This window comes from Leptolyngbya sp. AN10 (assembly GCF_050565645.1).
Lineage (GTDB): Bacteria > Cyanobacteriota > Cyanobacteriia > Leptolyngbyales > Leptolyngbyaceae > Leptolyngbya.
Window position 1 is genome coordinate 25,143 of record NZ_JBNXVP010000020.1, and the last position, 13,371, is coordinate 38,513.

Genomic DNA, 13,371 nt, shown 5'->3' on the forward strand with positions numbered 1-13,371 from the left:
GAAGCAGTTCTTTACCAGAAATTCGTAATCGTTTGCGTATTTCTGCTTGATCGTTTCCCCCCACGTTCCGTATGTCCCCAAATCGATTGCTGCTTCAATTTGCCCTGCGTCGTCCGGTCTGGATTGTGTCAACGATCGCACTCGGATTTTCTGGCGCACTGTTCAATGGCGTAAGTACGATGCTCATTATCCCAGTCGTGTTGGGATTGTTGGGCGAGGAAGTGAACCTAAAAGGTGCGCCGCCGATTTTACAGCAAGTGTTCTCAGGATTAGCTCAGTCGGGCGGAGAAGCACAGTTTCTCTGGATGATGGGATTGATTCTGCTGGCGATTTTGCTCAAGAATACGACCAGTTATGCCAGTACGCTGACATCAGGACATCTCTCTCGATCGCTTGTCAGTGATATCCGCAAAGAAGGCTTACAGTTGTTGCTCGATGTTGATCTGGATTTCTACATCAAAACCAAAGTGGGTGATTTGATCAATCGATTGGGTGGAGAAATCGGATCAACAGCAACAGCCATTCGGACAGCGGTACAAATGCTGTCAACGATGATTACGATCTTTGTGTTTCTAGCGATTCTGCTCTCGATTTCTTGGCAGCTCACATTAATTTCAACATTGCTATTAGCGATCGTATCGCTCTCGAATGGGTTCTTTGTCAAACGTGCTAAACGATATGGAAAGCAACTCTCGGATCAATCACGCGATTATTCAGTTGCAGTGCTGGAGATGCTATCGGGGATTCGATTAGTTAAAGCGACTGGAAATGAACCTTACGAGTATCAGAAGATTGAGCAACTCATTAGCGATCGAGAAAAAGCAGATTTTGACTCGCAAGCAAATTCTGCGCTAGTTCCACCAATCAATGAGATGGCAGGATTAATCGTAGTCGTTGCAATCTTGCTATTAGGGCGAATTTTTTTCAGAAATCAACTGGAATCGCTTTCAGCAGTGTTATTGACCTATCTATTAGTCTTGTTCCGAATGTTGCCGTTTGTGGGGCAATTGAACAATGCTCGGAGTTCATTTGCAAACTTAGCTCCGAGTGTTTCTGTGGTCAATGACTTTCTGCAACGCGAAGGAAAGCCATTTATGTCAAAAGGTCATATTCCTTACAGTGGAATGGTTGAGGGCATTCGGTTTGAGCAACTAGCATTTACGTATCCAGGACACGATCGACAAGTTCTAAACCAAGTTGATCTCTGGCTTCCAAAAGGAACCACACTGGCATTAGTCGGATCATCAGGAGCAGGAAAATCGACTTTAGCAGATTTGCTTCCTCGCTTTTATGATCCGAGTGCGGGACGAATTTTGATTGACGATCGCGATCTCAAAGACTTTGAAATTCACTCGCTCAGACAGGCAATGGGCATCGTCAGCCAAGATACGTTCCTCTTCAATGATTCGGTGCGGAACAATCTTGCTTATGCTCGCAGAGATGCTACTGATGATCAAATTATCGAAGCAGCAAAACGGGCGAATGCTTACGAATTCATTGTGAAACTACCTCAAGGATTCGATACTTTAATTGGCGATCGAGGCGTAATGTTATCCGGTGGACAGCGGCAAAGACTTGCGATCGCAAGAGCATTGTTGCGTGATCCAGACATTTTGATTCTCGATGAAGCGACTTCTGCACTGGATACGGTTTCAGAACGATTGGTGCAAAGTGCGATCGACGAATTGAGCCGCGATCGAACCACGTTAGTGATTGCTCACCGATTGTCCACAGTGCAGAACGCCGATCAGATTGCAGTATTGGACAAAGGACGAGTGGTAGAAGTGGGAACACACACTGAACTATTAAAGCAAGGTGGATTGTATGCCCAACTTCATGCAATGCAGTTTTCAGAAGAACCTCAGACCGTTTAGGGAGCAATCAAAATGCAGAAGAAAGTCGTTGGCATGGTGAGTAGCTATGTCGGATTAAAACCTAGCTCGATCGATTGGTTATGGCAACAATCTCCGTATCCATTTGGACATTGGGGAAATATTCAGCTTAAAGCTCCGGCTGCAAACCCAGATTTTCTATTGTTATATCAGTTCGATTTCCCCCGCCCGAAGCCGCCTAAAACCTTGAGAGCAAAGATTCGCGATCGATTCCGTCCGACTCCGTTACCAGATGTGACTTCTCAGTTTAGAAACGTTCCCAAAGAGCGAATGATCTATCTACTGCGAGAACCGCCGCTTGATGAGATTGTCCACATCACGGAAGCGAACTACGAAAAAGCAAGTCAATACTGTGGCTATGTTTCAGGTCCTGATGACTATGCGCCTGTTCCTGACTATATGCCTGCTATCTGGTACTTAAACAATTCGTTCCGCGACTTAAACGACTTGCCACCTCCTGAAAAGGTTCGCAAATGTAGCTGGATTACTTCGGGAATTAGTCGCACTGAGAATCATCAGAAGCGATTAGCATTTCTCAAACTACTGCAAGAGAACGAACTTGAGTTTGATCTCTATGGTCGCGATCTACCAGATTGGGCTAAGACAACCGGACAAATCAATGGCAAGTGGTATGGAATGGCTCCTTACTACTACAATTTAGCGATCGAGAACTATGCCGAAAATGATTGGTACGCGACCGAAAAGCTTTGGGATTCTCTCTTAGCTTGGTGTTTACCGATTTACTATGGTGGTTCTGCCGCAGATAAGTTGTTACCTCCAGGAAGCTTTTTACGACTTCCGAGCATGGATGAAAAAGGCTTGAAATACATCGAAGAAGTGATCGCTAGTCCAGATGCTTGGTATGAAGCGAGAAATGCGATCGCGGAAGCTCGACAAGTGATTTTGCACAAGCTCAATTTGATGAACTGGCTTTCTGAATACGTGGAGCGGGTTTCATAGCTATGAATGGAATTTGTACTCTGGCAAACGATCGAGTATTTGATCAATTAGTGGCTTTGCTCAATAGTATTGAGGTCAACATCGGGCGCGATACTCCGGTTTGTATCTATCCGTTTGATGACAAGCTCGATCGCATTCGGGAAGAGATTCGCGATCGTCCAACTGTGATGATTTACGATGACCAAGATTCGATTCGGGCTTGGGATGAATTCATGCAGCGAATTGCTCCAGAGCGATTAGACCAGAATCATCGCTTATATGGAGCGCATCGGCGGTTTTGCGCGTTTGATGCACCGTTCGATCGATTTATCTACATGGATGCAGACACTCTAGCGATGAGTTCAATGGCTCATGTCTTTGAGCTATTAAATGATCATGATTGGGTGGTGTATGACTTCCAATTTCTTGATTCCAGCAAAATCTACAATTTAGATTCTCCCAAGCTCTACGAAGTATTTCCGAAAGAGCGAATCGATCGAGAAATCTTTTGCTCAGGATTCTTTGCAGGAAAGCGCGGATTGTTCAATCTAGAGCAGCGAGAAACATTAATTACACAGTTACTTGCAGGCGATCGAGAAATTCTCTATGGTGGCGCAGGCGAACAACCTGTAATCAATTACATGGTGATGAAATCAGGGATTAAATCCTGTAATGTCGCTCAAATTCTGCCGTTTGGACAATCGACGGGTTGTTCAATTACTAGCAAGCACTTTGAAGAAAAAGAGCACGTTTTATACGATCGAGGACTTCGATTAACGTACTTACATTACATCGGCATCAAACCACAGCGCATGGAACAGGTGTGCAAGGGTATCTCTGAGACTTTTCCGTATAGGGATTTGTTTCTACACTACCGATTCTTACATGAGCCAGAAAATCGACCTGTTTTGACCGAAGCACCGAAGCCGACTTTAGTTCAGAAAGTTCTACAAAAGTTGAAACGAGCATGAAACGCGGAATCTACATTGTTGCCAATGATAAAGTCACTGAGAATGCGATCGCGCTTCTCAACAGTATTCGATTGTTTGATCCAGAGATTGCTATCTATCTGATTCCATTTAATGATGAGTATCAGACTGTTCTCTCAACCTTGAATCGATTACACAATGTGCAGCTATTTCCAGATTTGGAACTGTTGGAGCGGTTAACCAGTCGAGTTGGAGAAATCTTCGATCGAGACTTTCTCAAGCTTCCCAACAAAATGCGAAAGCTGGCAGTCTGGTTTGGTGTTCTCGACGAATTTCTCTACATTGATACCGACATTGTTGTATTTGAGCAAATCGCAGATACATTAAACCATCTATCGAACTGTGACTTTTTCTGCTGTGACTATCACTATTCAAGCGAAGGTCTAAGCAATATCTTTTCGCCTATGGTGAAGAACACGATATTTAGCGAAGAACAGCTACAAGATGTTTTCAACAGTGGATTCTGGGGATCTCGCAAAGGAGTGATCACTGAAGACCAACTGTACGAAGTTCTCCAAGATTGTGCTCAACATCGGGAATACTTCGACTTTACGCAGGGTGTAACTGACCAGCCGATTTTGAACTATCTGATTTTGCAGCGCTTTGAGAAGCGGATGAACTTAGTCAAGCCGCCAGAAAATGCTCCAGGAAGTTGGGCAGGGTCTAATCATTTTGAGAATCGACAGTATGTTTTATACGATCGAGGTCAAAAACTAAAATACCTCCACTGGGCAGGAATTTCGATCCGTTCGGGTGCACCCTATTGGGAAGTTTGGAAGCATTATCGATATTTACACGAACCCAAACTTGGACTTTGGCAGCAACTTGTAAAACAGTTTGAAACTAGGTAAATGCAATGACGAACGGGATTTATACGTTTGCCAATGATGTCGTTTATGATCAATTAGTTGCCTTGTTAAATAGCATTGAGGCAAACGTTGATCCAGCGATTCCAGTGTGCATCATTCCCTATGATGATCAACTCGATCGAGTGCGATCGGAGATTGAAAAACGACCCAACGTTACATTATTCGAGAATGCTGAATCGATCCAATATTGGGAGAATTTTGCGACTCGTGCTTGGGGTTCACATCGAAAAGCACAGCGAATTTGGAAAGAGCGAGGCTGGAGCGGCACTTATCGATTAGAACGCCATCGTAAACTCTGCTGTTTAGATGGTGAGTTTGATCAATTTATCTATTTTGATGCGGATACGTTAGCATTATCTTCGCTCGATCGCATCTTTGAGCGGTTAAATCAGTTCGATTGGGTCACATACGACTTTCAACATCGCTCAGATTTCAATTACATTATGGATTGCTCTGAACCGAAGTTGTTTGACTTGTTTTCTCCAGACTATCTTGCCTCTCATTTGTTTTGTTCGGGTTGGTTCGCCTCGAAAAAAGGTGTACTCGATCGACAGCAATTAAACGAGCTATTAACCAAGCTAGAATCGGGTGAATCTGAAGTCATGGCATGGCGCGATTCTGATCAAGCGGTGCTGAATTATTTAGTGTTACGCAGCGGGCTTTCCTACTGCAATTTAGCATTTGAACCCGATGCTACTGGATGTCACTGGATGTCGCCGTTTCGCGAGGAAAATCACTTGCTCTATGACCAAGATCAACTCGTGACTTATTTGCATTACATGAGTGTGGCTTCGTCTCAGTTTAGGCAACTCTGTGCAGGTATCGATGTAGAACTGCCGTATCGAGATTTGTTTTTACACTATCGCTATCTCAAATCTCCGCACGATCGTCCAACAGAGTTCAAAGTTCCCGATCGCATTTCTCAAGCTCGATCGATGATGACGCAGTTCCGCAAACGGAAAATGAACAATCTCAATCATCGTCTCCGTAAGCTCAAACATCAAATAAAACTTTGTCAACAAAAGCCCACGATCGAGTAAGATCGACCATTCAAGGCGTGAGGAATCGGTAAGTAAATATGACTCTTAGCATCGTGACCGGAGCGGCAGGATTTATCGGCTCTCATTTAGTTGAGGCTTTGTTGAAACGTGGCGATCGTGTCATCGGAGTTGATCAGTTCAACGATTATTACGATTCCGCTCTCAAGTGGAAAAATCTCGCCCAAAGCCTGTCACATCCGAACTTTGAGTTAGTCGAAGCTGACATTCAGAAACTCGACTGGAACGCGCTTCTCACCGATGTTGAAGTCATCTACCACCAAGCAGCACAAGCGGGGGTTCGATCGAGTTGGGGAAATGGATTTCGCACCTACACCGAGCAAAACATCAATGCAACTCAGATTCTTCTAGAAGCTGCAAAATCTGCTAAACACTTACAACGATTCATTTACGCCTCTAGCTCTTCAATCTACGGCAATGCTGAAACGCTTCCGACAGTTGAAACCCTTTGCCCGCAGCCTGTTTCTCCTTACGGAATTACGAAACTAGCAGCAGAACAACTCTGCGGACTGTATTATCAAAATTTTGGTGTTCCTACGTGTTCGCTAAGGTATTTCACGGTTTACGGTCAGCGGCAACGCCCGGATATGGGATTCCACAAATTTCTCAAAGCAGCTTTGTATGATGAATCGATCGTCATTTACGGCGATGGTCAGCAAACCCGCGATTTTACCTTTATCAGTGATGCGATCGCGGCAAATCTCGCAGCGGCAACCGTTCCCGAAGCGGTTGGAGAAGTCTTTAATATCGGAGGCGGGAGTCGAGTCGTACTAACCGATGTAATTGCAACAATGGAAGCGATTGTTGGTCGATCGATTCGCCAAGAAAAGATCGAAACTGCGATCGGGGATGCTCGTCATACCTCCGCTGATGTGTCTAAAGCAAAACGGATTTTGAACTATCAGCCAAAAGTTTCCTTGAAAGAAGGACTCACACACGAATGGAACTGGATTCGATCGTTGTATCAGTGATGACATCGCCCTAAACAACAGCAAAAAATCCCTCGCCACATTACAGCAAGGGATTTTCTAATCAAAGCGATTTATGCTTCAACCGTTTCTCTGATTTCAGCAAGTTCAGGCTGGTTTTGTGTTGGTTGGTGCAAAATTGCCCAAATTGCTTGCACCACAAAGACCATCATCGCCAATGCCCCGATCGTAAAGATCACATCGCCCGGAATCCGGAGCCAGACTGTCCAACGCATCCACGGAGAGCTAATCACCTCTGCACTCCGAGCGTACCAAGTTCCATGATTAACAGACTGCACTAACTGATAGAATCCATTCGGAATCAATCCAAACAAGAGCATGATTACCAAACCACCATTGATATGCCAGAAGGAGAATTTGAGTAGTCGCTCATTCCAAGCTCTCTCAGGAGTAATTTCTCTCAGAGCAAACAGCATCAACGCCAGAGCAAGTGATCCATACACACCGAACAGAGCAGAGTGAGCATGAATCGGAGTTGTATTCAGACCTTGCGAGTAGTAAAGCACGATCGGGGGATTGATCAAGAAGCCAAACACACCCGCACCAACCAGGTTCCACACACAAGTTGCCATGAAGAAGCGCAACGGCATCCGGTAGAATCCATCTGCGTTTTGTGCCAGTCTACGAGATTTCACCACTTCAAACCCAATCAAAGTCAGCGGCACAACTTCGAGGGCTGAAGCCACTGCACCCATCGCAGTAATAAACACAGGAGTTCCTGCAAAATAGAGATGGTGTAAGGTTCCGAGAACGCCACTGCCGAGATAAAGAATCGTGGTGAGGTAAGTTGCGCGAAGGGCTGTTTGCTTGTTCAGAAAACCGAGTTCACTACAGAGATATGCGATCGCAACGGTAGCAAACACTTCAAAGAATCCTTCAACCCAAAGATGCACCACCCACCAGCGCCAGTACTCAGCAACACTCATCGGCGTGTGATTGCTATACATCAAGCCTGCCGCATAGAACAAGGGAATCGTGATTGCAGAGTACAAGAAGAAATGATTCAATCCAGTCTTCGAGCCTTCTTGCTTGAGTGCGGGTTTGAGTGCCCGGTACATCAACCAGAGCCAGAACACCATGCCGCCAATTAGTAAGATTTGCCAAACGCGACCAAGTTCTACATATTCATAGCCTTGGTGTCCGAACAAGAAGCTGAGATTGTTTCCGAGAATGCCTTGGATCGCTGCCCAAGAGCCAATCATCGAACCGACAACAACCACAGTGAGTGCAGCAAGTAAGACACCGTTACCAAGGGCTTGTTTTTTCGGTTCGTGTTTGCCAAATCGAGGCGCAAAGTACAGTCCAGCCGCCAACCAGCAAGTTGCAATCCAAAACACTGCAAGCTGTAAATGCCAAGTTCGCGATGCTGCATAAGGGAGGAATTTATCCAGCGGAACACCGTAGAAGCCATCCCCTTCAACTGCATAGTGAGCCGTCACCATTCCCATGCCAATTTGCACCAGGAATAATGCCATTGCTACTCCGAAAAATAAGGTCGTGACTTTTTGACTAGCAGTGGCAATCCGAACCGCAGGACGTGCTTTGACTACTTGAACTTCTTCAGCATCTTCCTGGGTTAAGTTGATGAAAAGGAAGACTCCGATTCCTGCAACAAGCAAGACGACAGAGACGATCGACCAAATAATAAATTGAGGGGGAACCGTATTTCCAATCAATGGATCATGTGGAAAGTTCGCGGTATAAGAAAACGGTGCATTGAACCGATTGGCGGAAGCTGCCCAAGCTGTCCAAGCAAAGAACGAAGTGACATCCCGAACTTGTTGATCATTGGTAAACCAGCCGCTCGGAATCGAGTGAATTTTTGATCCTTGAGTGAGTAAAGTTTGATAGTTCGCAAACACTTGAGGCAGTGCTTTCGCTTGTGCTGTGGTGAGTGTTAAGACTTGTGTTTCAGAACTATATCGATTGGTCTTAAATTGTTCGCTCACTTTAGCTTGTAAGCTTGCTCGATCGCTGGCTGATAATGCCTCTAAATCCGCTTGATCAAAGTCAGGATTGCCGTTTTGCAAAACACCTGCGGTTGCAAGTCCCCACTTGTGGAGAAAATCAGCCGACCAGTCCGGCGCAAGGTAGCTGCCATGTCCCCAAACGCTACCAATATGTTGACCGCCACGTGCAAGGTATGTTTCTTGTCCAGACTGGATCTGTGCCTGGGTAATTAAAACGTCTTGTTGGGGAGAAACGATCGTCGTTGGAATCGGTGGAGCGTTCTTTTGAATTGCCGCTCCTGCTCCTAATAAAATTGAGAAACTGACCACACAAATTAATACAAGCCATGCAGGAAGACTGAGGCTAAACCTCCGTTTGGCAGAGTGTGGAGAGGGAACAGTAATCGATGGATTCGCCATTGTTAATCTCTCGATGTCATCGTAAAAGGTTGCAACGCAAACTAACAGGGTGTTGTAAAGTCACCTGTTTTGATGTTGCAGAGAGGAAGGAAACACTACCTTTGATAAAAAATTTCTTCAAAAGATTTGAAGCAGTAATAGTCTTCTAACTCTCAACATGGATCACTATGCCACAAGACAGAGGAAGATGTGTATGAGGTATCTCATAGACACAGAAACAATGTTTAGGAACACGCTCTATGATCAATTTCTTAATAGGATTGTGAATACAAAATAAAGCGCTATGTGTAAATTCTAATGCTAAAAAATTTGTGCTTTATGAGATAGCTCATAAACAAATTGGGTTAGATTTGGCAGATTGAAGAAGTCGATCGCACTTCAAGGCAGTCATTATGAAAACAACAGTCAAAGGACTTCCAGAACTATTAGAACGTCTGCATACAACAGAAGCCACAACAATCAAGCAGGAAGTTCAAGCATTTCTAAGAACTCTAAATCCACAAGACCTAGTAATTGCAGAGCAAGCATTCGTGGATGCTGGACTCAATCCGGGCGACATTCACCATCTCTGTTCCGCCCATCTAGAACTGTTCGGAGATGCGGCAACTCAACTGAAACAGCACCTTCCAGATGATCATGTCATTCGGATTATGCTTGAAGAACATGACGTACTGTTGGCGATATTAAATGAATTGGAAGCTTTGAATGAATCGATTCAGCATCAAGAGTATCTAAGCTCGATCGACATCCAGCATTTAAGAGGGATTGCACAACAGTTATTAGATGCAGAACCACACCATCAGCGCGAAGAACAAGTTTTGTTTGTAGAAGTTGAAAAGCGCGGTTTGTTTGGTCCACCTCAAGTCATGACTTTAGAACACGAAGAATTGAGAACTCGGAAACGTGCTTTGCTGAATCTCATCACCGTTGCAACTCAAATCGATACCCAAGAGTTTAAGCACGCTCTCAACACGATCGCTTCTATACTCGTTCTGACCCTGCGCGATCACATTTTGAAAGAAAACAATATTCTCTATCCTGCTGCGCTGCAAACAATTCCAGATGCAGCCGTTTGGCAAGACATGAAAGAGAAATGCGATCGCATTGGTTACTGTCGCTTTATGAGATAGCTCATAGTATTTCAGTCAGCGATTTGACAGAGTGAAAGAGTCAGCATTCAGGAGTTAAGTCATGATTCAATCCACAATCAATCCGAAAACAGCAACCGGGCATCAAGTCATGGCTGCTGCTGGTAAGAAGATCCTGCGCCCTGGTGGAAAAGCGGCAACAGAACAGCTTTTTCAATGGGCAGACTTTAAGCCCGGAGACACAGTTTTAGAACTTGCTGCTAGTTTTGGTTATAGTGCGATCGCGCTTGCGAAACGCTATGGTGTGAAAGTGGTTGGCATTGAGAAGAATCCTCAAAGTGTGGCTCGTGCTCGTGCCAATATTCAAGCTGCTGGACTTGAAGATCAAGTACAAGTGATCGAAGGCGATATCTTTCATCTCGATCGTATTCCTGAACAGTTCGATTATGTGCTGGCAGAAGCAATCCTTACGATGCAATCTCCCAGTGGTAAAGCGAAGATTTTGCAGGGCATTCATGATCGACTTAAGCCGAATGGAAAGTTTTTATCGCATGAATTGTTAGTCAACGATCGAGAAGAGGAAATCCATCGCGCCCTAGCAGAAGTGATTCGTGTGAACTCTACACCGCTTTCGCAATCGAATTGGATTGCTGCTCATCAAGCCGCAGCATTAGAGATTCAACACCATCAAACCGGATCGATGGGGCTATTAAGTCCGGCTCGAATCGTTCAAGATGAAGGCTGGATCGATGCGCTCAAGTTCTTCTGGAATGTTTTAACTCATGACCAAATTCGCGATCGCGTACTCACAATGCGGCGAGTGTTCCAACAATACAAACAAGAATTGGGCTACATCGTTCTAGTTTCAACAAAAGGAGACAACTCATGATCACTACACCAAGTTCTCTCGTGACTCAATTACACGACAAAATTGAATACGCTGAGACTGGTATTCTCAGCAAAGTTCTGCTCAAAACTGCTTCTTGCCAATACACGCTGTTTTGTCTTGCAGCAGGAACGGATATCGCGGAACATACTTCAACTCGTGATGCTGTTGTTCAAGTGCTTGAAGGACAAGGAACGCTCACGCTTGAAGGACAAGAGATTGCACTCAATCCAGGTATGTTTGTGTTTATGCCTGCCAATGCTCCTCATGCTTTAACAGCAAGTGCAAACTTAGCATTTCTCTTGACCCTCTCTGATCCCAAACTGTGAGTTGAACAGGGTTTGTTCATCCGCTATCCCGCCCGGAAATAAATCTCCGGGCTTAATGGAGGAAACCCCGCTGAAGCGGGCTGAGATCACGGTCTGAGGGGGCTTCAGCCTCCTTTCTCTCATTAGCCCGGAGATTCATTTCCGGGCGGATTCAATCGCAGCGACAGACCCCCAATCGTTTTGCCAAAATCAGGATAGCGCCATTTCATGAGGCTTAGATTATGTCACTCTCATCAAATTTAACTGACTCAAAATCTAAACGTCGATCGACTACTTCGCAGTGGTATCATCTGACTTTTTCTCCAGAACATGGCGTTTACATTATCCTGTTTGTCTCGTTTCTAACGGGTGCAGCAGCAGCACAGGATTGGACAACGGAAACAACTCTGGCTTTGATTAGTGCGTTTTGCGGGTTTCAGGCAGAACATCCTTGGGTACTGCAAATTAAGCAGCGAAAAAGCTTGAAACCCCGTTTTTTACTGTGGGCAAGTGTTTATACCCTCATTGCAGGCGCGATCGCAGTTGTTCTATTTCTAAATCATTCACTTCTACTTTGGATTTATGCAGGTGTGATCGTAGCTTTTATCATTGATGCAATTTCTGTGTTCTACCGCGAACAGAAGTCGATTTTTAATGAGGTCATCACCTTCGCAGCGGTTTGTTTATCGGCTCCATTTGCTTTTATTGCAACAACTGGAACCTTTTCGCTGACTGTTGCAGGACTATGGTTGCTCAATACCTTATTCTTTTCTGGCACAATCTTCACGGTGAAGTTTCGCAAGTCGAAAACACCGTCGATCGTGCCGAGTAGTGTGTATTATGCGATCGCAACTTTGATCACGATCGCGCTTTGGTTTATGGGTTGGTTAAGTCCGTGGACAGCAGCGGGATTTGCGATCGCGCTTTGCAAATTTGCGATCGTTCTTCTGAGAAAAGAGTGGTATCGTACTGCTCGAATTCAATCGATCGCGATCTTTGAAACCAGTTCAGCGCTTCTATTTTTGCTCATCGTCTCTCTATCCCTTTTGCCTGCTCATTTATCGGTTTAATTCTGCGATCGTGACTCTAATCTCTACTTGTACCGATTCGGTATATCGACAAATTGTGCAAGCTATGTGGATAACTGTTACACGTCAAAGTCCTCATGTTTGATGCTCAATTTGCGTCGTTTTCTTCCGAATGGCAAGCCTTAACGCAACACCTTCCAATCACATTCATCGCCAAAGCCTTTTTAACGCTCTTTGTGATCGTTGATCCGATCGGATTAGTTCCTCTCTTTATCGCGCTGGTTGAAGGTCGATCGTCAGAAGAACAATCTCGCATCGCTCAACGTGCCATTCTCGTCTCAGCCGGAATTCTCTCTAGCTTCGCACTCTCTGGAGCTTTTGTTCTCCGCTATCTCGATATCAGCATGGAGGCATTTCAGGTGACAGCCGGAATTCTCCTCTTCAAAATTGGGATTGATATGGTGTTTGTTCAGCGCGAACGGGAAACTGAAGAAGAGGAAAAAGAAGCACAACTGCGTCAGGATGTCAGTATCTTTCCGTTGGCAATTCCGTTGATCGCGGGACCGGGTACACTCGCGACGATGCTGATTTTAATTCAGGAAGCCGATAGTCATGCACTAGGAGAAGTGATCGTTTTAACCGACACCGCGATCGTATTGTTAATTGCATACATCTTATTAATCCTGTCAAAGTACTTAGCTCAAGTGCTAGGACGAACCGGAATCAATGTGGTTACTCGGATTTTGGGAGTTTTGCTGGCGGCGTTGGCAGTGCAATATGTTGCAGACGGCACGATCGCTCTACTGAAAATAGGGGTGATCCAGTTTTTGCAGCAGTATCAAACGATGTAACCCTAATCAAGCCACAGAACTGGAGCAATGAAAGCTAAATTTGTCCATCTTCACCCAAAGATACTCGGAGATTGCGCCACAGTAGCTTAGACTAGAAGCGTTTGT

General features: G+C 45.0%; 12 protein-coding genes. 11 read left to right on the forward strand and 1 reads right to left on the reverse strand.

What is annotated here, in order from left to right; translation table 11 throughout:
- The first annotated feature begins 71 nt into the window (after nucleotides 1–71).
- From ACQ4M5_RS25265 to ACQ4M5_RS25290, 6 genes are read left to right on the forward strand one after another with little or no spacing between them, the layout of a single operon-like run.
- Entirely contained in the window at nucleotides 72–1,874 is a 1,803-nt protein-coding gene (locus ACQ4M5_RS25265) for an ABC transporter ATP-binding protein (RefSeq protein ID WP_430678476.1), read from the forward strand.
- Nucleotides 1,875–1,886: 12 nt separating this feature from the next.
- Nucleotides 1,887–2,852, forward strand: a complete 966-nt coding sequence (locus ACQ4M5_RS25270; RefSeq protein WP_430678477.1) for a glycosyltransferase family 10 domain-containing protein — start codon at nucleotides 1,887–1,889, stop codon at nucleotides 2,850–2,852.
- Nucleotides 2,853–2,854: 2 nt separating this feature from the next.
- A complete protein-coding gene (locus ACQ4M5_RS25275) occupies nucleotides 2,855–3,802 on the forward strand; it encodes an Npun_R2821/Npun_R2822 family protein (RefSeq protein ID WP_430678479.1) in 948 nt (315 codons plus the stop codon).
- Nucleotides 3,799–4,671 carry an Npun_R2821/Npun_R2822 family protein gene (locus tag ACQ4M5_RS25280; RefSeq protein ID WP_430678481.1) on the forward strand — a complete coding sequence of 291 codons (873 nt, stop codon included), beginning with the start codon at nucleotides 3,799–3,801 and terminating at the stop codon, nucleotides 4,669–4,671. The genes ACQ4M5_RS25275 and ACQ4M5_RS25280 overlap by 4 nt, the downstream gene beginning before the upstream one ends.
- A gap of 5 nt (nucleotides 4,672–4,676) precedes the next feature.
- Nucleotides 4,677–5,729, forward strand: a complete 1,053-nt coding sequence (locus ACQ4M5_RS25285) for an Npun_R2821/Npun_R2822 family protein (protein WP_430678482.1) — start codon at nucleotides 4,677–4,679, stop codon at nucleotides 5,727–5,729.
- A 38-nt stretch (nucleotides 5,730–5,767) separates the two neighbouring features.
- Nucleotides 5,768–6,718 (forward strand): NAD-dependent epimerase/dehydratase family protein, encoded by a 951-nt coding sequence (locus ACQ4M5_RS25290; protein ID WP_430678483.1) that lies wholly within the window; start codon nucleotides 5,768–5,770, stop codon nucleotides 6,716–6,718.
- 71 nt (nucleotides 6,719–6,789) lie between these two features.
- Here the strand turns inward: ACQ4M5_RS25290 and ACQ4M5_RS25295 are convergent, their stop codons facing one another.
- A complete protein-coding gene (locus ACQ4M5_RS25295; RefSeq protein ID WP_430678484.1) occupies nucleotides 6,790–9,105 on the reverse strand; it encodes a nitric-oxide reductase large subunit in 2,316 nt (771 codons plus the stop codon).
- Between the two features lie 392 nt (nucleotides 9,106–9,497).
- On the opposite strand from ACQ4M5_RS25295, the gene ACQ4M5_RS25300 reads away from it, so the two are divergent.
- The 5 genes from ACQ4M5_RS25300 to ACQ4M5_RS25320 all read left to right on the forward strand — a co-directional run bounded on the left by ACQ4M5_RS25300 (nucleotide 9,498) and on the right by ACQ4M5_RS25320 (nucleotide 13,266).
- Entirely contained in the window at nucleotides 9,498–10,235 is a 738-nt protein-coding gene (locus ACQ4M5_RS25300) for a DUF438 domain-containing protein (RefSeq protein WP_430678485.1), read from the forward strand.
- Between the two features lie 61 nt (nucleotides 10,236–10,296).
- The gene (locus ACQ4M5_RS25305) at nucleotides 10,297–11,082 is read left to right on the forward strand and encodes an SAM-dependent methyltransferase (RefSeq protein WP_430678486.1); all 786 of its coding nucleotides are present in this window, start codon (nucleotides 10,297–10,299) and stop codon (nucleotides 11,080–11,082) included.
- Entirely contained in the window at nucleotides 11,079–11,408 is a 330-nt protein-coding gene (locus ACQ4M5_RS25310; protein WP_430678487.1) for a cupin domain-containing protein, read from the forward strand. The genes ACQ4M5_RS25305 and ACQ4M5_RS25310 overlap by 4 nt, the downstream gene beginning before the upstream one ends.
- 221 nt (nucleotides 11,409–11,629) lie before the next feature.
- Nucleotides 11,630–12,457 (forward strand): YwiC-like family protein, encoded by an 828-nt coding sequence (locus tag ACQ4M5_RS25315; protein WP_430678488.1) that lies wholly within the window; start codon nucleotides 11,630–11,632, stop codon nucleotides 12,455–12,457.
- A gap of 95 nt (nucleotides 12,458–12,552) precedes the next feature.
- Nucleotides 12,553–13,266 carry a MarC family protein gene (locus ACQ4M5_RS25320; protein WP_430678489.1) on the forward strand — a complete coding sequence of 238 codons (714 nt, stop codon included), beginning with the start codon at nucleotides 12,553–12,555 and terminating at the stop codon, nucleotides 13,264–13,266.
- The last annotated feature ends 105 nt before the right edge of the window (nucleotides 13,267–13,371 follow it).

Coding starts and splice junctions, on each gene's coding strand:
- ACQ4M5_RS25265 (WP_430678476.1), top strand. CDS start 72: ATGTCCCCAAATCGATTGCTGCTTCAATTTGCCCTGCGTCGTCCGGTC.
- ACQ4M5_RS25270 (WP_430678477.1), top strand. CDS start 1,887: ATGCAGAAGAAAGTCGTTGGCATGGTGAGTAGCTATGTCGGATTAAAA.
- ACQ4M5_RS25275 (WP_430678479.1), top strand. CDS start 2,855: ATGAATGGAATTTGTACTCTGGCAAACGATCGAGTATTTGATCAATTA.
- ACQ4M5_RS25280 (WP_430678481.1), top strand. CDS start 3,799: ATGAAACGCGGAATCTACATTGTTGCCAATGATAAAGTCACTGAGAAT.
- ACQ4M5_RS25285 (WP_430678482.1), top strand. CDS start 4,677: ATGACGAACGGGATTTATACGTTTGCCAATGATGTCGTTTATGATCAA.
- ACQ4M5_RS25290 (WP_430678483.1), top strand. CDS start 5,768: ATGACTCTTAGCATCGTGACCGGAGCGGCAGGATTTATCGGCTCTCAT.
- ACQ4M5_RS25295 (WP_430678484.1), bottom strand. CDS start 9,105: ATGGCGAATCCATCGATTACTGTTCCCTCTCCACACTCTGCCAAACGG.
- ACQ4M5_RS25300 (WP_430678485.1), top strand. CDS start 9,498: ATGAAAACAACAGTCAAAGGACTTCCAGAACTATTAGAACGTCTGCAT.
- ACQ4M5_RS25305 (WP_430678486.1), top strand. CDS start 10,297: ATGATTCAATCCACAATCAATCCGAAAACAGCAACCGGGCATCAAGTC.
- ACQ4M5_RS25310 (WP_430678487.1), top strand. CDS start 11,079: ATGATCACTACACCAAGTTCTCTCGTGACTCAATTACACGACAAAATT.
- ACQ4M5_RS25315 (WP_430678488.1), top strand. CDS start 11,630: ATGTCACTCTCATCAAATTTAACTGACTCAAAATCTAAACGTCGATCG.
- ACQ4M5_RS25320 (WP_430678489.1), top strand. CDS start 12,553: ATGTTTGATGCTCAATTTGCGTCGTTTTCTTCCGAATGGCAAGCCTTA.